The sequence below is a fragment of the Bacillus sp. FSL R5-0443 genome, from assembly GCF_038608285.1.
In the GTDB taxonomy this organism is placed as follows: domain Bacteria; phylum Bacillota; class Bacilli; order Bacillales; family Bacillaceae; genus Bacillus; species Bacillus velezensis.
The window spans coordinates 1,085,324-1,108,303 of record NZ_CP152013.1 but is presented as its reverse complement, the minus strand read 5'-3'; the positions used below and the strand labels follow the sequence as shown (position 1 = coordinate 1,108,303).

25 protein-coding genes and 1 riboswitch are annotated in these 22,980 nt (G+C 48.2%); of the genes, 10 read left to right on the top strand and 15 right to left on the bottom strand.

Going from position 1 to position 22,980, the window contains the following annotated elements:
• Positions 1-21 precede the first annotated feature (21 nt).
• From NYE28_RS05705 to NYE28_RS05680, 6 genes are all read right to left on the bottom strand, one after another.
• Positions 22-1,179 (bottom strand): acetylornithine transaminase, encoded by a 1,158-nt coding sequence (locus NYE28_RS05705; protein WP_342490333.1) that lies wholly within the window; start codon positions 1,177-1,179, stop codon positions 22-24.
• Complete coding sequence (gene argB / locus NYE28_RS05700) at positions 1,176-1,952, bottom strand: acetylglutamate kinase (RefSeq protein WP_032871177.1); 777 nt, start codon at positions 1,950-1,952, stop codon at positions 1,176-1,178. Before argB ends, NYE28_RS05705 begins: the two co-directional genes overlap by 4 nt.
• Positions 1,953-1,966: 14 nt before the next feature.
• Positions 1,967-3,184: a bifunctional ornithine acetyltransferase/N-acetylglutamate synthase gene (gene argJ / locus NYE28_RS05695; RefSeq protein WP_015239557.1), complete on the bottom strand. Its 1,218-nt coding sequence runs from the start codon at positions 3,182-3,184 to the stop codon at positions 1,967-1,969.
• Positions 3,185-3,206: 22 nt separating this feature from the next.
• A complete protein-coding gene (argC, locus tag NYE28_RS05690; protein ID WP_085341878.1) occupies positions 3,207-4,244 on the bottom strand; it encodes an N-acetyl-gamma-glutamyl-phosphate reductase in 1,038 nt (345 codons plus the stop codon).
• 168 nt (positions 4,245-4,412) lie between these two features.
• Positions 4,413-4,955, bottom strand: a complete 543-nt coding sequence (locus NYE28_RS05685; RefSeq protein ID WP_012117271.1) for an MFS transporter — start codon at positions 4,953-4,955, stop codon at positions 4,413-4,415.
• Positions 4,952-6,388, bottom strand: a complete 1,437-nt coding sequence (locus tag NYE28_RS05680; RefSeq protein ID WP_007409138.1) for an FAD-binding oxidoreductase — start codon at positions 6,386-6,388, stop codon at positions 4,952-4,954. Before NYE28_RS05680 ends, NYE28_RS05685 begins: the two co-directional genes overlap by 4 nt.
• A 321-nt stretch (positions 6,389-6,709) precedes the next feature.
• Between NYE28_RS05680 and fosM the strand changes: the two genes are divergently transcribed.
• A complete protein-coding gene (fosM, locus tag NYE28_RS05675) occupies positions 6,710-7,153 on the top strand; it encodes a FosM family fosfomycin resistance protein (RefSeq protein WP_007409139.1) in 444 nt (147 codons plus the stop codon).
• A 131-nt stretch (positions 7,154-7,284) separates the two neighbouring features.
• Here the strand turns inward: fosM and NYE28_RS05670 are convergent, their stop codons facing one another.
• Both NYE28_RS05670 and NYE28_RS05665 read right to left on the bottom strand, forming a co-directional pair.
• Positions 7,285-7,593, bottom strand: a complete 309-nt coding sequence (locus tag NYE28_RS05670; protein WP_003155088.1) for a metal-sulfur cluster assembly factor — start codon at positions 7,591-7,593, stop codon at positions 7,285-7,287.
• Between the two features lie 62 nt (positions 7,594-7,655).
• Positions 7,656-8,423: a prolyl oligopeptidase family serine peptidase gene (locus NYE28_RS05665; protein ID WP_007409140.1), complete on the bottom strand. Its 768-nt coding sequence runs from the start codon at positions 8,421-8,423 to the stop codon at positions 7,656-7,658.
• Between the two features lie 120 nt (positions 8,424-8,543).
• On the opposite strand from NYE28_RS05665, the gene NYE28_RS05660 reads away from it, so the two are divergent.
• From NYE28_RS05660 to NYE28_RS05650, 3 genes are all read left to right on the top strand, one after another.
• A complete protein-coding gene (locus NYE28_RS05660) occupies positions 8,544-9,356 on the top strand; it encodes a Cof-type HAD-IIB family hydrolase (RefSeq protein WP_007409141.1) in 813 nt (270 codons plus the stop codon).
• An 85-nt stretch (positions 9,357-9,441) separates the two neighbouring features.
• Positions 9,442-9,591, top strand: coding sequence for a hypothetical protein (locus NYE28_RS05655; protein ID WP_003155094.1), 150 nt, complete (start codon positions 9,442-9,444; stop codon positions 9,589-9,591).
• The gene (locus tag NYE28_RS05650) at positions 9,591-9,788 is read left to right on the top strand and encodes a DUF3813 domain-containing protein (protein WP_003155097.1); all 198 of its coding nucleotides are present in this window, start codon (positions 9,591-9,593) and stop codon (positions 9,786-9,788) included. Before NYE28_RS05655 ends, NYE28_RS05650 begins: the two co-directional genes overlap by 1 nt.
• 36 nt (positions 9,789-9,824) lie before the next feature.
• On the opposite strand, the gene NYE28_RS05645 is transcribed toward NYE28_RS05650, so the two are convergent.
• Both NYE28_RS05645 and NYE28_RS05640 read right to left on the bottom strand, forming a co-directional pair.
• Positions 9,825-10,286 (bottom strand): BsuPI-related putative proteinase inhibitor, encoded by a 462-nt coding sequence (locus NYE28_RS05645; RefSeq protein WP_007409142.1) that lies wholly within the window; start codon positions 10,284-10,286, stop codon positions 9,825-9,827.
• A gap of 14 nt (positions 10,287-10,300) precedes the next feature.
• The gene (locus tag NYE28_RS05640; RefSeq protein WP_007409143.1) at positions 10,301-11,143 is read right to left on the bottom strand and encodes a YitT family protein; all 843 of its coding nucleotides are present in this window, start codon (positions 11,141-11,143) and stop codon (positions 10,301-10,303) included.
• A gap of 125 nt (positions 11,144-11,268) precedes the next feature.
• On the opposite strand from NYE28_RS05640, the gene NYE28_RS05635 reads away from it, so the two are divergent.
• Positions 11,269-12,120 (top strand): DegV family protein, encoded by an 852-nt coding sequence (locus tag NYE28_RS05635; protein WP_052827249.1) that lies wholly within the window; start codon positions 11,269-11,271, stop codon positions 12,118-12,120.
• 48 nt (positions 12,121-12,168) lie between these two features.
• Positions 12,169-12,291, top strand: a complete 123-nt coding sequence (locus NYE28_RS05630; RefSeq protein ID WP_136803431.1) for a DUF3941 domain-containing protein — start codon at positions 12,169-12,171, stop codon at positions 12,289-12,291.
• Positions 12,292-12,339: 48 nt separating this feature from the next.
• Here NYE28_RS05630 and NYE28_RS05625 read toward each other — a convergent pair whose 3' ends face one another.
• The 4 genes from NYE28_RS05625 to NYE28_RS05610 form a co-directional block, all read right to left on the bottom strand.
• On the bottom strand, positions 12,340-13,590 hold the full coding sequence (locus tag NYE28_RS05625) for a cytochrome P450 (protein ID WP_099566548.1): 1,251 nt from the start codon (positions 13,588-13,590) through the stop codon (positions 12,340-12,342).
• Between the two features lie 130 nt (positions 13,591-13,720).
• Positions 13,721-15,370, bottom strand: a complete 1,650-nt coding sequence (locus tag NYE28_RS05620; protein ID WP_015239551.1) for a methyl-accepting chemotaxis protein — start codon at positions 15,368-15,370, stop codon at positions 13,721-13,723.
• Complete coding sequence (locus NYE28_RS05615; RefSeq protein ID WP_136396258.1) at positions 15,367-16,344, bottom strand: BMP family ABC transporter substrate-binding protein; 978 nt, start codon at positions 16,342-16,344, stop codon at positions 15,367-15,369. The genes NYE28_RS05620 and NYE28_RS05615 overlap by 4 nt, the downstream gene beginning before the upstream one ends.
• A 170-nt stretch (positions 16,345-16,514) precedes the next feature.
• Entirely contained in the window at positions 16,515-17,411 is an 897-nt protein-coding gene (locus NYE28_RS05610) for a S1 RNA-binding domain-containing protein (protein WP_170936341.1), read from the bottom strand.
• A 99-nt stretch (positions 17,412-17,510) separates the two neighbouring features.
• Between NYE28_RS05610 and NYE28_RS05605 the strand changes: the two genes are divergently transcribed.
• The 4 genes from NYE28_RS05605 to NYE28_RS05590 all read left to right on the top strand — a co-directional run bounded on the left by NYE28_RS05605 (position 17,511) and on the right by NYE28_RS05590 (position 21,502).
• Positions 17,511-18,002 carry a YajQ family cyclic di-GMP-binding protein gene (locus NYE28_RS05605; protein WP_012117263.1) on the top strand — a complete coding sequence of 164 codons (492 nt, stop codon included), beginning with the start codon at positions 17,511-17,513 and terminating at the stop codon, positions 18,000-18,002.
• Positions 18,003-18,102: 100 nt separating this feature from the next.
• Positions 18,103-18,224, top strand: a riboswitch (SAM riboswitch).
• An 89-nt stretch (positions 18,225-18,313) separates the two neighbouring features.
• On the top strand, positions 18,314-20,155 hold the full coding sequence (locus tag NYE28_RS05600) for a bifunctional homocysteine S-methyltransferase/methylenetetrahydrofolate reductase (RefSeq protein WP_132106290.1): 1,842 nt from the start codon (positions 18,314-18,316) through the stop codon (positions 20,153-20,155).
• Positions 20,156-20,237: 82 nt separating this feature from the next.
• Complete coding sequence (locus tag NYE28_RS05595) at positions 20,238-20,678, top strand: GNAT family N-acetyltransferase (RefSeq protein ID WP_342490332.1); 441 nt, start codon at positions 20,238-20,240, stop codon at positions 20,676-20,678.
• A 197-nt stretch (positions 20,679-20,875) separates the two neighbouring features.
• Entirely contained in the window at positions 20,876-21,502 is a 627-nt protein-coding gene (locus tag NYE28_RS05590; protein ID WP_094031635.1) for a pentapeptide repeat-containing protein, read from the top strand.
• Between the two features lie 7 nt (positions 21,503-21,509).
• Here NYE28_RS05590 and NYE28_RS05585 read toward each other — a convergent pair whose 3' ends face one another.
• Positions 21,510-22,952, bottom strand: coding sequence for a PLP-dependent aminotransferase family protein (locus NYE28_RS05585; RefSeq protein ID WP_025284539.1), 1,443 nt, complete (start codon positions 22,950-22,952; stop codon positions 21,510-21,512).
• Between the last annotated feature and the right edge of the window lie 28 nt (positions 22,953-22,980).

The following is a 22,980-nucleotide window of genomic DNA, read 5'->3' as shown; positions in this document are numbered from 1 at the left end:
ATACTTTTATATCGAAAAAAATTACCGTTTCACTGCCGAATGCGCTTCGATCGCTGCCTTAAGCATACTGACGGCCGACAGCATTTCTTCTTCAGAAACCGTAAGCGGCGGGAGCAGCCTGATGACATTCGGTCCGGCCGGAAGCACGAGAAGCCCGCGTTCCTGCAGATCTCCGATGATGCCGGACACGGGACCTGCGCATTCAATGCCGATTAATAACCCTTTTCCGCGGATTTCTTTTACAAAAGGCCCTGTCAGTTCACGGTTCAGCTGCGCTTTTAAAAATGATCCTTTGTCTGCTGCCGCCTGGAGAAAGTCCGGCTGAAACACAATATCCAAGGTTGCTTTCACAGCTGCCATGGCAAGCTTATTGCCGCCGAAAGTCGTACCATGCGTACCCGGCGTAAAGGCCTCTCCAAGCTTCTTTTTGCCGATCACGGCTCCGACGGGAAAACCGTTTCCAAGCCCTTTCGCAGCAGTGATGATGTCCGGAGAGATGCCGAAATGCTCATAGCCGAATGCCTTGCCCGTCCGGCCGATTCCGGTTTGAATCTCGTCTGCGATAAGCAGCGCCTGTTTGTCTTTGCAAAATGTCTGTAAGGCTTCGATGAATTCCGGATCGGCGGGATTGACTCCCCCTTCTCCCTGCACCGTCTCAAGCATGACGGAGGCGATATCATCCTCTTTTGAAAGCGTGCTGAATGCCGACGGATCATTGAACGGAAGATAGTGAAAGCCTTGAAGCATCGGTCCGAAACCGGTCTTGATTTTGTCTTGTCCGGTGGCGGCCATCCCCGCATAGGTCCGCCCGTGAAAGGATTGATGAAATGTTACAATTTTTGTCTTTCCCGTTGCTTTACGGGCAAGCTTAATGGCGCCTTCATTCGCTTCGGCCCCGCTGTTGCAGAAGAAAACGAGATCTCCCGCGCTATGTTCGGCAAGCTTTGCCGCGGCTTTTTCCTGAAGATCATTTTCAAACAGATTGGAAACGTGCCATACGCTGTCAAGCTGTTCTTTCACTGCTTCTGTGACCTCATCATGACAATGGCCGAGATTGGAAACGGCGATGCCCTGAATAAAATCGAGATACGTTTTTCCGTTTTCATCCTCTGCAATTGTCCCTTTCGCTTTTTTGATATCGATGGGCCAGCGGCTGTAGGTTTGAAATAGACTGCTCATGACACGCTCTCCTTTTCTTTGACGATTTTTGTTCCTTGGAAGGCTTGATCGGTGAAAAACGCTCCTTTTCCGTTTACGATCATCACTTCCTCGACATCTTCACTCAGTGCCGATAATGCCGAGTTTACCTTCGGAATCATCCCTCCTGAAATCACGCCGTCATCTATGAGGGCCTGAATCTCTTGCGGCGTCAAAGTATCCAGCCTGTTCTCTCCGTCCATAATTCCTTCGACATCCGTGACAAATAAAAGTTTATCGGCGTGTAAGGCTGAAGCGACGGCCGATGCCGCTGCGTCTGCGTTGACGTTCAGCGTTTCGAAATCACTTGTCATGGAAAGCGGAGCGATAACGGGAATGATGCCTTCTTTCATTAATGCGTGAATGATTGACGGATCGGTTTTTTGTATTTCGCCGACTTCTCCGTATTTGTCTTGATTAAGATAGGATGCTTGAAGGAGACCGCCGTCCTTTCCTGATATTCCCGCGGCTTTCAGCCCGTTTTTCGCGAGTTCGGTTACGAAAAATTTATTGATCGTCCCTGACAAGACCATTTCCGCTGTTTCCAGCACCGGTTTGGTCGTTTTACGCTGTCCATCGACAAATTCCGTTTCAATCTGCAATGTTTTCAGCATTTTTGAAATGTCCGGGCCGCCTCCATGGACGACGGCAATGTTCCAGCCCGATTGCATAAGCTCTTTTACATTTTGAAAAAAATCGGCGGATAACTCGCGGATTACGCTTCCGCCGCACTTAAAAACGATCGTTTTCTTCATGCCGCTCCCCTTTGTTATGTGCGATAGCTCGCATTGATTTTAATATAATCATAGGTTAAGTCACAGCCCCATGCCCGGCCGCTGCCGGAGCCTTCCTGCAGGCGGACTGCAATCGTAATCTCATCACCTGATAAGTACTCCTTGGCATCAGTTTCCGAAAACGGCTGAGGTTCGTTGTGTTTAAACAGACACTGGCCGCCGAGGAAAACTTCCACTTGTTCGGCCGTTACGCTTGCCGCACTGTGCCCGATTGCGCCGATGATGCGCCCCCAGTTGGCGTCTGTGCCGTAAACGGCGGTCTTCACAAGGCTTGAGCCGACGATTTTTTTGGCGATAATATTCGCCTCAAGGTTGTTTTTCGCGCCTTCGACTCTGGCTTCAATTAATTTCGTCGCTCCTTCACCGTCTCTGGCTATATCTTTGGCAAGGTCTTCGCATACAAGCTTTAATCCCTTTTTAAAAGCCGGCCAGTCAGGGTGCTGATCCGTCAGGCAATCATTCCCCGCGCAGCCGTTTGCCATCACAAGCACCATGTCATTCGTCGATGTTTCTCCGTCAACGGTGATTTGGTTAAATGAAACATCCGTAATCTCTCTAAGCGCGTTTTTGAGCGCCTGTTCTTCCACGGCCGCGTCCGTTGTGACAAAGCCGAGCATTGTCGCCATGTTGGGGTGGATCATGCCGGAGCCTTTCGCCGCTCCGCCGATCGTGATGATGTCTCCGCCGATCACCAGTTCATAACACGTCTGTTTCGTCACTGTATCCGTCGTCAAAATGGCTTCTTCAAATGCTCCGGATACGGACGGCGCTTGACCGAGCTGTTCAATGCCCGCTTGAATTTTTTTCATGTCTAAAAGCTCGCCAATCACCCCGGTTGACGAAACCGCAACAAGCTCCGGCTCAATGCCGAGCTGGCTCGCGAAGCCGTCCCGCATTTCATAGGCGTCCTTTAATCCTTGGTCTCCCGTACAGGCGTTGGCAATCGCGCTGTTGACGATAACCGCCTGAAGCACACCCTCTTTTTTCAGGCTGGCTTGCGTCACTTTCAGCGGCGCTGCCTGAAAATGGCTCTGCGTATATACCGCTGCACTGACTGCAGGCGCTTCGCTGATAATCGCTCCGAGATCTTTTTTTGAATAGCGCAGACCGCAGTGTACGCCCTTTGCCTCAAACCCTTTCGGCGAGGATACGCCGCCTTTTATTTTCGTGATTTCCTCACTCAGCTGAATCATATTTTCGAATCCCTCTTTCGTTCTATGGATAGACTGGCGTCATCGTAAGTCCCGTTTCTTCCTGCCAGCCATTCATGATATTTAAATTTTGAACCGCCTGCCCTGCGGCGCCTTTCATCAGATTATCTATGACAGAAACGATGGTGGCACGGTTTGTTCTTTCATCCACAGTGACACTGATATCACAAAAATTGCTGCCGTATACCTCTTTCGTCGCCGGAAATTCACCCTCCGGCCTGATTCTGACAAAATATGAATCTTTGTAGAATTCGGAATACAATTCTCTTATCCGTTCAGCAGACATACCCGGAGGAGCCTCCGTATACATCGTCGCCATAATGCCCCTTGTCATCGGCGCCAAATGAGCGGAAAACGTGATCGGGCCTGTGCCGGGCTGCCAAGCCGCTAATTGCTGTTCAATTTCCGGAGTATGCTGATGCTCATTAACCTTATAAATTTTGAAATTATCATTCAGCTCAGAATAATGAGTGCCCATGGATGCTTTTCGGCCGGCGCCGGATACGCCCGTTTTCGCATCAACAATCAGAAACGAATCTTGTAAAAGCTTATTCTTCGCCAGCGGGGCGAGCCCGAGCAGCACAGCCGTCGGAAAACATCCCGGATTGGCAATCAGCTTTGCGGTCTGAATCTCTTCTTTTTGCAGTTCAGCTAAACCGTAAACCGCGCTTTGAATCGTTCCTTTCGGAGCGGCCTTCCGCTTATACCACTTTTCATACACGGCCGGGTTTTGAATGCGCAGATCGCCGGATAGATCAATGACCGGGATGCCCGCCTCCGCCAGCTTGGGCGACCACTCTCCGGAAACGCCGGGCGGCGCGGCTATGAACATGACATCAATTTCGTTTCGGATCGTTTCTATATGAAGCGGCCGAAGTGATTGTGACGCTATATTCCTCAAATGCGGATATGAAGCGGCATATTCTTTTCCTTCGTCGCTCGATGAATATAATATACAATCTTCTGCATAAGGGTGATGGTTAAGAATCCTGACAAGTTCGGCGCCTCCATAACCAGTCGCGCCTATAATACCTATTTTCAACGGGTTCACCTTCTTGGTTTTTGTGAAATTATTTAACATTATAACATGAATAAAAATTAATTCAATTGTATATTTAATATTTTTTCATTCATTTTCCATCTGTTTTCACTGACAAAAAACCCCCTCTCGATCGAGGGGGGGGGGCATAAGAAAAACAGGCTGATCGGATCAGCCTGTTTTTTTCAGCATCATCAGCCCGCTTATAAAAAACAGCACGGAGCTGGCGTAAAAGATAATATAAACCGTAAAGAAATCAGCGAGAAACCCGCCGAGAATAATGGCGGCAGCTGAAAATACGGCCGTCCAGAAATGATAGCTGCCGACTTTTTTTCCCCGCTCCCCGCCGTCGGTGTAATCGGCGATCATGATTTTCTCGCCGTGTTTTTGCATCGCGCCGAACAGGCCCAAAAGCACCTGCACAACATAAACCTGGTGCACGCCGGTAATGTGCGGGAGCGTCAGAAGAAGCACCGCCATCCCCCACGAATTTGCCATAAGGAACCAGCGGGAATCCAGTCTTGCCGACAGCCGGCCGAGCAGCGGATGAATCAATGCGCCGCTCAAGCCGAACAAGCCGTATGAGAGACCGAATTGCGTGTAGCTGGAACCGATGTTTTTAATAAATAAAATATAAAACGGAAAGATCAGGCTGCCGGCAAAAAAGACACTGCTCTGAGACAGGATCAGCCATTTTAAATGGTTGTGTTTCATGATTTGTACCTCTGATAAAAATAATTCATAAACAAGTCATCCGGATCATATTTGTGTTTTTTCTGAAAGAACATATCGCTTTTCGGATATGCCTCGCGCATCTGCTCTTTCGTTTGATACAGCATATACGGGAGATAATAACTGCCGCGGTGGCGCAATGCCGTATCCGTCATTTTTCTGACAATCCGCGCCGCACTCGCCTGGCTGTCTGTTGAAAACCCTTCATTGATTAAAAGAACGAGTGAAAACATGTCTTCCTTTGCGTATGACAGATCGGCTTTTTCATTTTTTTGCACGTAGCGGATCGTAATATTTACGAGATTGAGATCTTCATGTGACAGCGTCTTGCGTAAATCATGAATGTACGGCGCAAATTCGCCGACTGGCACGAAGTATTCTTGCAGCACATCGGTGTTGTCCGTGTTTTCATATTCCAAAAATTTCGATTCTGACCGCATGACATTGTTCCTGGAGACTTTCACGCCGTTTTGGCTGAGAAAATAAGACTGCTGGGTTGACCAGAACCAATTTCTGCCCCAGTCATACCGGCGGGAGAGGCCGAGCGCGAATTTCGTCAGCGCCGGATGCTCATCTTCTTTCAGTTCATTGTGCCGCTTTAATTCTTTCTGGTTGTCTGAGAGTGTGTAATCAGTCACATACATATCGTGCAAAAAGCCTTTATCCCCTGTTGCGATCCGCGCGAGATGCATGCGCACGGCGGGGTTGCGCCGAACATGCTGCGTAAAATATTGACTGTATGTATCAGCGTTCATGCGTTTCGTTTTCATTTCATAAAGCTCATCATCCGTCAGCTCAATATCCGCGTCAAGGATGACGCCGAACAGGCCGTAGCCGCCGATGACGGCTGAAAACAGGTCATCTTTCGGAGTAACGGTGATGACTTTGCCGTCCGCCTTTAAAAGATGAAACGATTTGACCGTATCAATCAGCGAACCGTACCGGATATCCCGGCCGTGGGCGTTGGCGCTCAGTGAGCCGCCGATCGTAAAAATGTTTTGCGATTGCATGACTTTTACCGCGAGCCCGTACGGATTGACATAGCGCTGAATATCATTCCACGTCGCTCCCGCCTGCACCCTGATGATTTTTTTCTTTCGGTCGAGACCGAGTATTTTGTTGTAGCCCGTCATGTCGAGAACGATACCGTCTTCATAATACGTCTGGCCGCCCATTGAGTGCTGGGCGCCTGCGATTGAGATCTTCAGATGCTTTCTCTTTGCTTCCTTAATGGTTTCGACCAATGTTTCTTTCTCTTTTCCTTTGACCGTCTGCTTAATTTTCACGGGCATGAGACGGCTGACATCCGTCATTGTCCCTGCCTGCTGCACCGGCTCTTTGTGAAAAGCGGAAACAGCGAACAGCGCCGTATAAACAAGAATGCTAAGGATAATGAGAAGTAATTTTTTCTTCATGGATTCCTCCCTCGCATGCAGCCGGTCTATTATATCATGCCTCACGTCCGTTTTTTTCCTTTTTAACCCGATACCGCAAAAAACCCCGAATGGTGGGAAACTCGGGTTTTTTTAGTGACTTGCCCTTCTTTCCGAACGCCGGTCTGCAGCGGCAAAGCAGACAGAACGGCGCCCGACAGAATCATGTTTAGTACAGCTCGAAACGGTCAGCCGGAAAACACCGGGCATAAAAATCCACAGAAATCCTTAAAATGATTTTTTAGTCAGTATATAATCGATATATATGCAGATGTATTACCAGAGGGATTGTTTCAAACAAACATGTTAAATGAGGTGGGGAAAATAAACATAAAAGGAATCAATCATCTTCTTTTTTCTGTTTCAAATTTGGAAAAATCTATAGAATTTTATGAAAAAGTATTTCATGCACAGCTCCTGGTTAAAGGACAAAAGACAGCATATTTTGATCTGAACGGGCTTTGGCTTGCACTTAACTTAGAGGCGGATATACCAAGAAATGAAATACATAAATCTTATACGCATATGGCCTTTACAATTGACCCAAAAGATTTTGATGCAATACATCAAAGGTTAAAAAATCTAAATGTAAATATATTAAATGGGCGTCCTAGGGATAAGCAAGATCAAAAGTCAATTTATTTTACTGATCCCGATGGACATAAATTTGAATTCCACACAGGTACACTCCAAGACAGACTGTCCTATTACAAAAAAGATAAACCTCATATGAAATTTTATATTTAAAGGTTTGTTTGCGATCCAAAACAAACCCTCACTGTCGCTTATCCGCGTTGATTTTTTCCTTGTAAATGCAGACAAAAGAAAAGCACCTCCAAACTTTAGGATGTACCTAAAATCCGAGGTGCATTTTCTTATTACTGAATCCCTAATGCGATTTTTGCGTAGCGTGACATTTTGTCTCTTGTCCAAGGCGGATTCCAGACGATGTGGACCTCCGTCTCTTTTACATCCGGAATGTCGGCGAGCGCTTTTTTCACCTCGTCGACGATGATCGGAGCGAGCGGGCACCCCATTGATGTCAGTGTCATCGTAACGTGCGTGAGGCCGTCGTCATCCATATCAACGTCGTATACAAGGCCGAGATTGACGATATCGACGCCGAGCTCAGGGTCAACAACCTGCTCCAAGGCGCCCATGATGTTTTCTTTTAATGCTTCTTCCACGTTCCATCACTCCTTTTTCCTCAGTATAACGTAAAAGCGGCTTTTGTTAACACCTTTGTGCTTTATAAATGCTTATCGAACCAGGCGACGGTTTCTAAAACGGCGTATCTCGGGACTTTATGATCAGCCCGTTCGTCTTTCAGAAACTGAAGATGGTCGGGCCGGCTGCTGTAATGGGGTTTAATCGTTTCATAAAAGCCGCGGGTCGGTGCATACGGAACGACTTTGTCTTGAACGCCGTGCCAGAACAGCAGCGGGCGGCTGCGGAGTTTTTCCGGTTCCAGACTGAGATCGAACGGTTTGAGCCGCGCAAACAGTTCATCGACCTGTTCTTTTGTGACGTCAATGTCGATGTCCTGCTTTTGAATGTGGTCAATCTGCTGCTGAAAAAATGCCGTATAGTTCGGGCTTCCCATCAGACTGACGCCGGCTTTGACCCAATCATACGCGGCCATCGCGCCGAATGTCGTAATTCCGCCCATTGACGTGCCCGCAAGACCGATCCGCCCGTCTTCAATCAGACCGCGCGCTTCAAAATCCTTTTTCAGCACGTCAAGCTCCTCGATTTCATTTAATACAATGTCCCAAAAATGGACGGCGAGCTCTTCTGCTGACAGCTGTTCAGCGCGTTCACCGTGGTAAAGAGCTTCCGGCAGCACGGCCCTGAAGCCCTTTTCAGCAAGCAGGTAAGCGAAATGAAGATTATGCTCCTTCGCGCTTGTAAAACCGTGAATAAAGAAAACAAGGGGAGCGGGACGGTCCCGATTTTCTTCTTTTACAATATGTAAAAACGGAATGCCTGATACGGTTTGATGATCAATAAGAATCACGTTGACTCCCTCCTTAGGATAACCATAATCATAAGTGTAACATGTAGACAATAAAGATGGTAAAAAGCTACACTGTACATAAGTGAAAAACAGCAAATTATATGACAAAAGGAGTTATTTATGGAGACAAAACCTTATCTCATCGCCTTAGATCTGGATGGAACTTTATTAAAAGACGATAAAACCATTTCCCCTGAAACGGCACGGACGATTCAGAAGCTGAAAGAAGCGGGCCATCATGTCTGCATCTCAACCGGGCGCCCTTTCCGTTCCAGTTCGATGTATTATGACGAGCTTGGGCTGACAACGCCGATTGTCAATTTTAACGGGGCATTTGTCCACCACCCGAAAGACGAATCATGGGGACGCTACCACACGTCTTTATCGGTCGATGTGGTCAGACAGCTTGCCGAACTTACAGAGACCTATCAAATACATAATGTGCTCGCTGAGGTCATTGATGATGTGTACTTCCATTATCATGATGAGCATTTAATTGAGGCGTTTCATATGAATACGGCGAATGTCACATTCGGCGATCTGCGTGAAACGGTCAAGGAGGATGTAACGTCCGTATTGATTCATGCAAAGGAAGAGGACGTCGCGGATATACGCGCACATTTATCCGATGTGCACGCCGAGGTCATTGACCACAGAAGATGGGCGGCTCCGTGGCATGTGATTGAAATCATTAAACACGGGATGAATAAAGCGGTCGGCCTGAAGAAAATCAGCGACTATTACCAAGTGCCGAGAGAACGGATCATCGCGTTCGGCGACGAAGACAACGATCTTGAAATGCTCCGGTTTGCCGGGTGCGGCGTAGCGATGGGAAACGGCACGGATGAAGTCAAACAGGCCGCCGACCGCGTCACGGGATCAAATGAAGCGGACGGAATCGCCGAATTTTTAAAATCCTATTTCTCCCTGTGAGGTTTTGCCGCTCATAACACAAAGCCTTCCGCCCATACTAAAACAGACGACTCATCTCGTCTAAATATGGAAGGGGGACATTGCAATGGGTAAACGAAACAAATCAAAACGGTTTATTCAGCAAGGCAAGGACTCTGTCAGTCTTCATGACGCAAGATTTCCATATCGGTCTACATTAGAGGAAGCACAGCATGATGCAGCAAAAGATTCGGCTGAAAGGCAGGTTGACTTTTAATGAGAAACGAACTGTTTTCTCAAGCCAAGTCATTTGTCCAGCAGGCCGTCATGATTGCTAACGGTTTCGAGGACGGCGATCAGGAAAAAGCTGTCTCACGCGCCAAAAACGCCGTGTCTTCCGCGTACGCCAATTCGACGGATGCAGAACGTCAGCAGCTGCACCAATTTCAGGATCAGCTGGAGAAATTGCAATAAAAAAAGGCGCCCCGTTTAGACGAGGGCGCCGCTTTTTTATTTCACTTCAAATGTTTTTACCGTTTTCAGTCTTTTTCCGATCTGATCGGACTTCCCTAAAAACGTCACCGTCACCGTGTATGTTCCCGGACCGGGCACGTTCTTCCACACATCTGAAAAGTCATACGTTTCATTCGGCATTAAGGTCACAGTCTGAAACGCCTGAGTAAACATTTTGTCTTTTGAATAGCGGTACAGTTCTTTGTGATGTTGGTCATGTACGGTCAATTCGAATTTCTGCCCTGAGCTGAATGTGAAATCGATCGGGCTGCCGCTCTTGTTTTTTAAAGACATTTGAAATTCGATCTGCTGATCCGTCTGCACAGGGTTTACGGCTAATTCCGCTTGCTGTTCATTCATCTCTCCGGATACCTCCTCAGCGGGCTCCTTCTGCCCGGATTGACTGCTGCATCCGATCAATAAAATGACCGGTAATAACAGGCCAAACAGCCACTTCATTCTATCCGCTCCTATCAGTCTTTTCTGAAGAAACCAAAGATCCCCGTCGTTTGCACGATGTTTGTGAAGGCTTTCGGGTCGACTTCTTTCACGATTTTCTCAAGGTCATACAATTCGTACCGCGTGATGACGATGATCATCATTTCTTTCTGTTCGTTTGTGTAAGCGCCTTTTGCCGGCACCGTCGTAATGCCGCGGACCATTTTCCCGTAAATCGCTTCTTTGATTTCATCGGCTTTTTTTGTAACGATCATGGCGGTCAGTTTCATGTGGCGTGTGTGAATGGCGTCAATCACCCTTGTTGTGACATACAGAGCGACAAGGGTATATAATGCTTTCTCCCATCCTTGCAATAATCCTGCCGTCAAAATGATAATCCCGTTCAAAATGAAGAAATATGTGCCGACCGGCTTATCCTTCCATTTGGCCAGCACCATCGACACGATATCAAGACCGCCTGTCGAAGCGCCGAATTTCAGCGTTAAACCGATGCCGATAGCTGAGATGACTCCTCCGAATACGGTATTCAGAAGAATATCGTGCGACAGTCTCATTTCCGGGAGAATTCCCATAAAGACGGACGTCAGCGCTACGCTTAATATGCTGTATACAGTGAATGATCTGCCGACTTTCAGCCACCCTAACACACCGATGGGAATGTTTAAGAGGAACATGAGAACTCCTGTCGAAATATAAAAGGGGGCGTATTGATCAACGACGCTTGACAGCAGCTGGGCGACACCGGTAAAACCGCTGGCATATACATTCGCCGGTATCAGGAATAAATTCAGTCCCGCCGCATACAGAAACGCGCCGATGACGACGATTGCTAATTTTTTTGCTTGTTCTAGTACCATGGCTTGCTCCTCCGCTCATTTTCATTATTAGCTTTTCCCTTAAAATAAAGTTTTGAACACTATTTTGCCACATTTATATGATATAGTTGGCATCACTCTCACCAATCGGAAAGAAGGGAATTATGATGACAGTTCACCTTATTGCTGACAGCGCCTCTGACCTGCCGAAATCTTATATTGAAGAAAACCGGATCGGGTTCATTCCGCTGCACGTAACACTTGACGGAAACGAATATGAGGACACGGTCACCATTCAGGCGGATCATATATTTCAAGCGATGCGGGACGGGAAAGTTCCGAAAACATCCCAGGCATCACCGGATACGATAAAAAAAGTATTTTTACAATACGCGGAACTGGGAGAACCGGCGATATACATCGCCTTTTCCTCAGGTCTTTCCGGCACCTATCAGACGGCGGTGATGATCGCCAATGAAGTAAAAGAGGAATTTCCCGATTTTGATTTACGGATTGTAGATTCCAAATGCGCTTCATTGGGCTGCGGCCTTGCGGTGATGCACGCGCAAACACTCTGTGTTAACGGGAATACAATACAAGAAATCGAAACGTCTGTAAAGAGCTTTTGCGCACGGATGAAACATATATTTACGGTCGATGATGTCGCTTATCTCGCGCGGGGCGGCAGAATTTCAAAAACGTCCGCTTTTGTCGGGGGGCTTTTGAACATTAAACCGATTCTGCATGTGGATGACGGCAGGCTCGTGCCGCTCGAAAAATTACGCGGACAAAAGAAACTGTTTAAACGGATTATAGAAATGATGAAGGAAGAAGGCGGCGATTGGGCGGATCAAACCGTGGGGATCAGCTATGCAGATAACGAGGAGACGGCGCTTCGGATGAAGGAAATGATTGAAGAAGCGTTCCATCCGAAAGAGACCATTCTTCATTCAATCGGCTCTGCGATCGGCGCGCACTCCGGGCCGGGCACGCTCGCGATTTTTTTCCTGAAGCCATAATTTCAATGCGGGCGGGCATCCTAACGGACAGAAGGGAGGCTTTGCCGCATGAAAGATGATGACAAAAAACCGTTGGACAATAACGCCATAAATCAGAAAAAGAACCGGCTTGCCGAAAAAAACCGGCAGGCGGGAAAAAACCAGAATTCCAAAAAACCGGACCATCTGTAAAAGCAAAACAGCCCTCTTGTGTATGAAGATAGAGGGCTGTTTTTTGTTCTATATGCGTCTAACATCACTTATCACGAATCCGCTTTCAGGCAATGCCGGCATTCTGGACAGGCTGAAGCTCAAATCTTGGGACGGAACATCGTACTCTATTTCATTGGCAAGAAACGCAAGGGAAGTTTTCATGACTTCCACGGTCATTCCCTCACCCGGACAGCGGTGGCCATTAGCCGGATCACCTCCGCCCTGGGGAATGAAATCAAATTTATTTTCCTCCCGCCCCTGAAAACGTTCCGGGCGAAATTCATTGGGATTTTCCCAAAGCCGGGAATCATGGTTTGTACCATATAGGTCAAGCATGACGGATGCACCCTTTTTAAACTCACAGTTCTTCCATACGAAATCTTTTTTCACAACGGCTCCTAAAAACGGGGCAAACGGGTAATACCGCCGAACTTCATGTGCAAATCTTTCAGCCTCCTGATCATCTCTCGATCTCAGTTTGCCCCGATATTCAGGGTAATCATGCAATGCAAGAGCTGAAAACGTAATGAAGTAAGAAATGGCGGCAATCGGGCGCAGAACATTAATAAGCTCAACAGCAGCCATGTGAGAATCAAGTCTGTTCCCGTCAAGTTCTGTATGAAAAGCCATTTCATACAAGGCTGAGCACTCCGGCGTTTGCAGCTTGCCGGACCGCACATCCTCAATGACCTCCTCTATCCATTTCTCCGTTTTCAGCCTCGCCCTTCTGCCTTTCCAATGACGCGGTCCGACAGCGCCGAATGCGTCTACCATATCGGTGAAATCCTCCGCCCGCTCTTTCACTTCTGAGTCTTTCAGCGGGACGCCGGCCCACTCACAGGCAGCCCGGCACAGCACTTTCTTCGCTTCATCAAAAAGGACAATTCGGTTTGAACCCTCCCACATTTCCGCAGATGCTTTCCACTGTTTTGCCACCGCTTCCGCAAGCCGTTTTTGCCGGGGCGGCGTCAACAGCGACATAAATAGAAGCTTCCTGTGCTTATGCCGTTCACCGTCCATTGACTGGATTGCCCCTGTTCCGAATAACGTTTTCTGCACCCGTTTGGGGAGGGCATGCTCCCGCTGAAATCGTTCTGTGTCATAAAAAAGCTTTGCGGCTTCCGCTCCGCTCATACAAATGAATGTCTTCCCTAATAAACGGGCGCGAAACACATCCGAGCGATAATTCTCCGCTCGGTTTTTCACAAATACATAACCATCGCGTAATAAAGCCAGACTATTATCAAGACCCTTTTCATGCGGAATTTGTTCATCCATCCCGATTCCTCCCTTCTTTTTTCACCTTTCTCGAAAAAGAATAAATAACACAAGTATATTCAGTATTTGTGTTTCATTCAGAAGTTACTCATGTCAGGCTGCAAAAATCAGGGGGCGGGGCATAAGCCCGTTACAAAGTAAACCGGCGGACCTGATCGTTTAACCGCTCTGTCAGGCTCACCAGATTATTGACGCTTTCCGCCATTTTATGAAAAGAAGACAGCTGCTCAAGCGCGGAGGCAGAAATCTCTTCGCTTCCCGCAGCCGTTTCCTGAACGACGGCGCTGATGCTTTCGGCATGATGCAGCACTTGCTCACCAAGCTGTTTCGATTCGATGATCCGTCCGTCCAATTGAGTAAGCTCGGCTTTAATATGGGCGGCTTTTTGTTCAATATGGACGAATGATTCTGACGTTTTCTCCATCAGCTCCTGCTGTCTGTCCGCTAAAGCGACGCCGGTCGTGACAGCTCCGGTAATAGATGTGATGCCGTCTTCAATTTGCTTTACCATATCGAAAATCTGCGCGGTCGCTTTGGCTGATCCGTCTGCGAGCTTCCGTATCTCCTCGGCAACGACGGCAAATCCTTTTCCGGCCTCGCCTGCTCTGGCCGCCTCGATTGCGGCGTTTAATGACAGCAGATTGGTCTGGCCCGCAATGTCAGAAACGGTCTGCGCCATCATACTGATGCCTGCCGCATGCTCTATGAAGAGATCGGCGGCTTCGGAAATCTCTTTTGATGTCTCATTGCTTTTATCAATGGCTTGCTTGGTCTCGGCTAAAGCACCGCGCCCCGCAGCCACCGCCGCAATCGTCTCTTCGCTGCTTCTCGTCGTTTGTTTTGAACGTTCGGCGTTCGCCTTTGAATGTTCATCCATTTGTTCAATGAATTGCACCGCATGCTGCAGATCTTCTGAAATGGTTTGGGAGCCTTGCGCCATTTCTTCCGTCGACACGGACACCTGCTCGGTCATGTCCTTCAGCGTCTGGTTTTCCTTCGTCAAACCTTCCGCGAAAGTCTCGACTTCACGGCCGACCTCTCCGATCGCCTGAATTAAGGTGCGGAGCTGTTCAGCCATCATTCCGAATGAGTCATTCAGCTCTTTCAGTTCGTCCTTCCCTTTATAATCAAGCATTTCAACAGCAAGGTTCCCTCCTGCAATACGACGGGCATTTTCAGCCATGCGGCGGATCGGCCCTGCAATTCTCTTCGTCAGCCTGATGGAAGATATGACGGTGACGGCAAGTATCACGATGGTCAGCACGGCTGCGCTGTAAACGATAAACTGAATCTGGTCAGCCGTCTGCTTCTGCATGTCTTCATAGTGATCCCGGCTTTTCAGATTCAGCATATAAATATCATTCAGAAGACCGTTGATGCGGGCCGCCGTCCTTGTCGCTTCAGCCGGGCTTTTCGAATCAAGAGCAGCGTCCGCCTCCGCCTGCCATGATTCGTATTTTTTGGCGAGTTTGTCATAAGCAGCTTTGTCTGCACCGTCCGTCATCGTTTTTTTGAGCGCCGCCAGTTTGTCTGAGCTGCTTTTCATATAGCTTCGCACATCTTCTTTCTGGGCGTCTGCGAGCGTATAGGAATAGCCGGTGATGCTTTCTTTTAACGTATTAAGGTCAGCTTTTGCTTCCTGGACGTTTAACAGCGCGTCCACTTCATCTTCATTTGAAGCCTGAATCTTCATCATGTTTACAATGGTAAAGCCGATGACGGCGGCGAAGCAAATCATCGTAACGGCTGCGTTAACGAGCAGCCTTGTCCGTAATGTCACTTCAGATCGCCTCCTTTTTCAATCAGGCTGTTTTTCATATCCGTGATCTTTTTCGCCAGCCCGCCTGCGTTTTTGACAACTCTGATCTTAGCTAAGTCCATGCCGTTTTCCTTCAGTCCGTAAACGATCTCACCGCTTTTGATCTCCTTGTTGTCTGTTAAATCTTTCGCCAATTCATAGATGACATGGTCGACGTTTTTCACTAAAGAAGAGATAACCGCGTGCTCGGCGGTGTAATATTGATCGCTGTCAACACCGATGGCGTATACTTTTTGCGCCTCCGCTTCTTTCAGTGCGCCGACACCCGTGAAGCCGGCCGCCGTAAACAGGACATCGGCTTTTTTTCGGATCATGTTTTGGGCGATGCCCTTCCCGAGCTTATCATCATCAAACGTACCGCTGATGTCCGACAGCACGCGGATATTCGGTTTGACTGATTCCGCGCCTTTCAGATAGCCTTTTTTAAACCGTTTAATGACGTCGGCATCTGAACCGCCGATAAATCCGATCGTGCCGGTTTTGCTCGTCATGGCCGCCAGCGCTCCGGCTAAGAAGCTTCCTTCATCCTCTTTAAACGTGACGGAGGTGACATTACCCAGGTCTGATACGGAATCAATCAGCACAAACCGCTGCTTCGGATATTTTTTGGCGACCTTTTCTAAATCCGCCTGCATGCTGTAACCGAGCCCCACCACAAGATCATTGCCTTCACGGACAAGCTGGGTCAGTCCTTTTTCGTATGTACCGGTGTCTTTTATCTCCCGGTAATCAAATGTGATGCCGAGCTCGTCTCTCGCTTTCATCAAACCTTGAAAGCCTGAATCATTAAATGATTGGTCGCCGAGGCCGTTGTCTGTCAGCATGATGCCGATTGTTTTCGTTTTTTCGGCCGCCGTTTCCTCAGATTTGCCGGCACATCCCGCCGTGCTGAACGCAATCAGCAGTACAGCCGCAAATATCGCCATTTTTCTCATTGAAACTCTCCTTTTGTTTTTTTCTATAGTTATATATCGGTTCGGATGTCAGAATATTTTATTTCAATAAAATATGTATGTTCGGCAGGATGTTAAACAAATGAGGGTATAGGAGCTTTTGAGAAAATAAAAAACATCGGTTTTGGTTCACCGATGTTTTTGCAGAAAATTTATTGTTTTTCGTATGTCCAGCCGTCTTCCTGATAGACCTTGCCGTTTTTCATCAGATGCCCGAGCGCCCGCTTAAAGGCGGCTTTGCTTAAATGAAACCGTTCGCGGATATCGTCAGGATGGCTTTTGTCTCCGTAAGGCATCGCGCCGTTTCTTGATCTCAGATAGGTCAGAATCTCTTCCGCGTCAACCGAAAGCGCATCCTGCTTTCTCGGCAGCAGTGACATGTTGACGGAGCCGTCTTCCTTCACCTCGATGACACGCCCTGTCACGCGGCTGCCGAGTCTCGGCTCTTCTTTTCTTTCTGAAGGGTGAATAAACGCGCGGATGCCTTCATCGGTAATCAGAAAAGAGCCTGATGCAATCAGTCTGTACACCGTGCCCGTCAGGTCTTTATTCATGACGTCTTCCTCTGCATCCGTAAATAATTCACTGATGATATCTTCGGGTGCCGGCTTGGCAAACATGCGCCCGCGGCTTGTCACCTTCAGCATGCAATACAGTCTGTCTCCTTTTTGCGGCCAGACGGATTTGTACGGAGGCAGGTGCTCCGTTGCGACGAGCGCGTCTTTTGACAGACCGACGTCGACGAATACGCCCATATCTTCCACAGCGTCCGTCACTTCCACCCATCCGTAGTCATAAAAGCTGATGAGCGGCTTTTTCATCGTCGCCGCGAGTCTTTCCTGATGATCGACGTAAATAAATACGTCCACTTCATCTCTGTCTTCGATATCCTCTGTGATTTCACTGTTATGTAAAAGAACCGTATCCTCGCCGTCGGTTAAAAAATAACCGAAATCGGTTTGGTGATCTATACTAAGCGTGAGCTGCTGCCCTGGTCTCATGTTATCGTCCTTCCTGATTCGCCCGTATGAGGCTGATGTTTTTCTCATTTTTTCCAATATGCATAAATTCATGCTTTATGCTGTTGGACATTTCTCTTTATTCTACTATAATCAACTCATAAGTGAAATGTTATAGGAGGTTTTCTCATGGCAAAAGAAAGTTCTTTTGATATTGTATCCAAAGTTGAATTTCCCGAAGTGCAGAATGCGATTCAGATGACGCTGAAAGAAATCGGCACGCGCTATGACTTTAAAGGATCGAAAAGCGATGTAACTTTAGAAAAGGAAGAGCTTGTCCTGATTTCTGATGACGAGTTTAAACTGAATCAGCTCAAAGATGTGCTGAGCGGCAAGCTGATCAAACGGGACGTGCCGACGAAAAACATTGAATACGGCAAAATCGAAAATGCATCGGGAGGCACGGTGCGCCAGCGCGCGAAGCTTGTACAGGGCATTGATAAAGACAACGCCAAAAAAATCAACGCGGTGATTAAAAACTCCGGCTTGAAGGTCAAGTCGCAGATTCAGGACGACCAAGTGCGCGTCACCGGAAAAAATAAAGATGATCTGCAGCAGATTATTGCAGCCGTCCGCGGAGCAGACCTGCCGATTGACGTTCAATTTATTAATTTTAGATAAATTATGTGATTCCTATTGATTATTGTCTCTATTTTCGGTAAATTTGGAGAAAGGGATTTTCACAGTTAAGTTTTGGAAACCCATGACAATTACATGAACGTTCTTATCAAGAGAAGCCGAGGGACTGGCCCGACGACGCTTCAGCAACCGGTGTAGTGGTTTACCCAAACCATGACCAAGGTGCTAAATCCAGCAAGCTAAAAACAGCTTGGAAGATAAGAAGAGAGACAAATGATTACAAAGTCTTCTTCTTAAGAAGACTTTTTTTATTTCTCTTTTTTCCTTGCTGAATGTGACGAAGGAGGCAAACAATGGGACTATTACAAGACTTAAAAGAACGGATTTTAATCGGAGACGGCGCGATGGGCACTCTCCTCTATTCCTACGGCATTGACAGATGTTTTGAGGAACTGAACGTATCAAAGCCCGAAGAAATCAAGCGGATACATAAGGCTTACGTGGAAGCCGGGGCAGACATCATCCAGACAAATACGTACGGCGCGAATTTTATTAAGCTCTCAAGATACGGACTTGAGGATGAAACGAAAAAAATCAATCAGGAGGCGGTCAGAATCGCGCGCGCTTCCTCAGACGGCGCTTATGTATTGGGAACGATGGGCGGCATCCGCACCTTTAACAAAAACGCCTACAGCCTGGAGGAGATTAAACGCAGCTTTCGGGAGCAGCTTTATTTATTGCTGCACGAAGAGCCGGACGGTCTGCTTCTGGAAACATACTATGATTTAGAAGAGGCGCGTGAAGTGCTGAAGATCGCGAGAAAAGAAACGGAACTTCCGATTATGCTGAACGTATCCATGCACGAACAGGGCGTGCTGCAGGACGGAACGCCGCTTCGGGAAGCCCTCAGGTCCATTGCCGATCTCGGCGCTGACATAACGGGAATCAATTGCCGGCTCGGCCCGTACCACATGATTGAAGCGCTCACCGAAGTGCCGATTTTCCGTGACGCTTATTTATCGGTCTATCCGAACAGCAGCCTTCCGTCTTTAGAAGAAGGCCGGCTTGTTTATGATACGGACGATGCCTATTTCCGGGAGAGCGCCGTCCAGTTCCGCACTCAGGGCGCGCGCATTATCGGCGGCTGCTGCGGTACGACGCCAAACCATATCAGAGCCATGGCTGAAGCGGTCCAAGGACTTTCTCCCGTCACTGAGAAAGAAGTGAAAATCAGACGGGAAGAAGAAGTCATCTCAGTCCGCAACGAACGGACCGAACCGGGTTTAAACGAAATCGCCGCTCAAAAACGGTCAATTATCGTAGAGCTTGATCCGCCGAAAAAATTGAATTTTGACAAATTTCTGCAAGCGGCGGCTGAATTAAAAGAAACCGGCATAGAAGCGCTGACGCTCGCCGACAATTCATTGGCGACACCGCGGATCAGCAATGCCGCCTGCGGTTCATTGCTGAAAGAGCGCCTTGATATCCGTTCTCTCGTTCACATTACATGCAGAGACCGCAATATAATAGGCCTTCAGTCACATTTAATGGGGCTGGATACGCTCGGGCTCACCGACATTTTAGCCATCACGGGTGATCCTTCAAAAATCGGCGACTTTCCGGGGGCTACCTCCGTCTATGATTTAACGTCCTTTGACTTGATCAGGCTGATTAAACAATTCAACGAGGGCATTTCTTTATCAGGGAAACCGCTCGGCAAGAAAACGAACTTTTCCGTAGCCGGAGCATTTAATCCGAATGTCCGCCACCTTGATAAAGCAGTAAAACGGCTGGAGAAAAAAATCGAGTGCGGAGCTGACTACTTCGTGTCCCAGCCTGTCTACTCGGAGCAGCAGCTCATTGACATTCATCATGAAACGAAGCATCTCAAAACACCGGTGTATATCGGAATCATGCCGTTAACGAGCAGCCGCAACGCAGAGTTCATCCATCATGAAATCCCGGGCATTAAGCTGTCAGACAGCATCCGCGAAAAAATGGCGCTCGCCGGCGAAGACAAGCGGAAGCAGAAAGCCGAAGGCCTCGCCATCGCCAAGTCGCTTCTCGACACGGCGTGCGAACTGTTTAACGGAATTTATTTAATCACCCCGTTTCTCCGTTCTGATTTGACGTCAGAGCTTGCAGCTTATATTAAGCAAAAGGATGAAAAGCGGGCTGATGTATATTTGCATTGACGCGGAAGAGGCCGCCTGATATGACAGGCGGCTTTTTCATGGTACGATACAGAAAAAGAATCAAGCAAAGGAGGATTTTTTCATGGTTGAATTAAAACCCATCACCGCAGAAGACACGTACGCGATCAGACACAGCGTGCTGCGCCCCCATCAGACGATTGAGGATTGTAAATATGATCAGGACAGCGTCAAAGGAGCCTTTCATCTCGGAGGTTTTTACGACGGGACATTGATCAGCATCGCTTCTTTCTACCCGCAGAACCAGCAGGCGTTACAGGCAGCGCCCGCCTACCAGCTGCGCGGCATGGCGACGCTTGAGGAATACCGGACGCAAAAAGCGGGAAGCACGTTAATCGCCTATGCAGAACGAAAACTGGCAGATATGGGGGCGGCGCTTGTCTGGTGCAACGCCAGATGTCACGTAAAGGGATATTACGAAAAGCTCGGCTGGAAAAGCACGGGCAGCCCCTTTGACATACCCGGCATCGGCCCTCATGTGATCATGTATAAAGAACTCGCCTGAAACAGACAAATGCCCTTGGGGACATGTCTCTAAGGGCATTACCCTGAATGTCACGTCTGCTTTTATATACGGTACTATTGACGCCCTCCCGCTTTTTTAATACCCTTTGTACATTACGCAACAGCAAGGATGGCAGGCAGAAAACGATATCTGTCAATTGCCGTTTTCAGCTATTAATTCAGAAAAGGAAGTATGAGATGAATACGATCCAAAAACCGAAAATCCCGAAAGAATTGCCGGTGCTTTCTTTCACAGAAGCGCTTCAGGACGACCTCATAAAAGAAGTCGTCATAGAAAACGCCGTCGTAAACAGCAAACTGGACGGCCTGCGCGCCGAAAAAGTCATTTTCAGAAACACCGTTTTTACGGATGTCTCTTTCAGACATATGGAATGTACGGATGTCCTGTTTGACAAATGTGATGTCTCAAACGCTGATTTCAGCGGAAGCATCATCCATAGAACGGCGTTTCAGCATTCAAAACTTCTCGGGTTGAATCTGGCGGATTCCGCCATGCGTCATGTACGGTTTGAAGACTGCCTCGCAAATTACAGCTCCTTCAGCTATTCCAATATGAAGCATGTCCGGTTTGACACGTGCGCTCTTACAGAAAGCGAGTGGAATGATGCCGTTCTTGAATACACAGATCTTGACGTCTGTGATTTGAACGGCGCAAACTTCATCGGCACGTCTCTTTTTAATATGGATATCAGCACGTGCACATTTGATCATCTGCACGTCTCACTTGAGAAGCTGAAAGGATGCCGCATCTCTCCGTCTCATGCCATTACATTCGCAGAAGCACTCGGAGCCATTGTGACGTGATCTTTTATTAAACGAAACGGCGGGCGATGTCCGCTATCGTTTGAATGCCTTTTTCCAAGTCCGGTAAGGATGCGTATGAATAGGAAAGACGCAGGCTTTGCCGGTCTTCGGGAAGATAGAGAGCTCCCGGATTGATCAGCACGCCGGCCTCCAAGGCACGGGTGAAAAGCGTCTGAACGGCGATTGCTTGATGAAAAGTGACCCAAATATAAAAGCCCCCCTCCGGCACACGCCACTCCGCAATATCTCCTGCGTATCTCTTAAGAAAACGCAATGCCGCATCTCTCCTCATTTTGAGTTCCTTTCTGAGACGCAAAAGACGCGCTTCATAGCGGCCGCTTGACAGCCATTGACATGCCGCCCATTGAGATAAAGCACTGGAGCCGTAATCCGTCTGCATTTTAATATCGGCGAGCCTGTCTGCAACCGGCTCAGGGGCGACGACCCATCCGATGCGCAGACCAGGGCTTACGGTTTTTGACAGCGTGCCGACATACAGCACATTCCCCTCACCGTCCATGGATTTTAACGGAGGCGGCGGTTCTTTATCGATCCATAAATCACCGTATGCGTCATCTTCAATGACAGGCAGGCGGTGATTTCTTGCGAGGACGATGAGTTCCTTCCTCCGCTTGAGTGACATCACCGTTCCCGTCGGATTATGGAATGACGGAATGGTGTACAGCAGCCCTGCTTCGTATTGCCGCCGGTAAGCGGGAAGATGATCCGTTTTGATTCCGCTCCCATCCATCGGCACTCCCTTAAGCCTGACGCCCGCTGATTGAAACACACGCAGGGAATGGAGATACGACGGGTTTTCAGTCAGCATGACGGAGTTTGGTTTTAGCAGCCCGATTGAAATGAGCTGAAGCGCCTGCAGCGCGCCTGAGACGATTACGATGGATGCCGGGGACGCGTGAATCCCCTTTGTTTTCAAATGTTCCGCGACGCTTTGCCGAAGCTGCAGGCTGCCCTTCGGTTCTTCATAGCCGAGCGCAAAAATGTTAGTTCCCGCTTCACGGAACAGTTCGGCCATCTCCTGCTCAGGCAGCAGCTCTTGACTCAGTTCACCCGTCCCCAGCCTGATCAGATCCGGACGCGGCTCGTTTTGATTAATGGCCTGAATCAAGGATGAATTCGGCTGATGACTCCCCGATGTAACGTATGTGCTCCAATCAAGGGGCTTAGCCGCTGCCATGATGCTCCACGTATTGTTGACGACCTTTGTGCCTCCCCCTCTTTTTCCTTCCAGAAGACCTTGGGCGATTAACTCATCAACTGCTGCCGTCACTGTGCTTCGGTTGACCTGAAGCTCCTCGGCGAGCTTTCTTTGTGAGGGAATTTTCGTGCCGATGGTCCATTCGCCATGAAGTATTTTTTCTTTTATATGCTGTTCGATCTGGAGATAAAGCGGTATGTGCGACTCCCGATCCGGACGCCAGCTGTTCATACGTCATCCCTCCTTCTTTATTTATTAT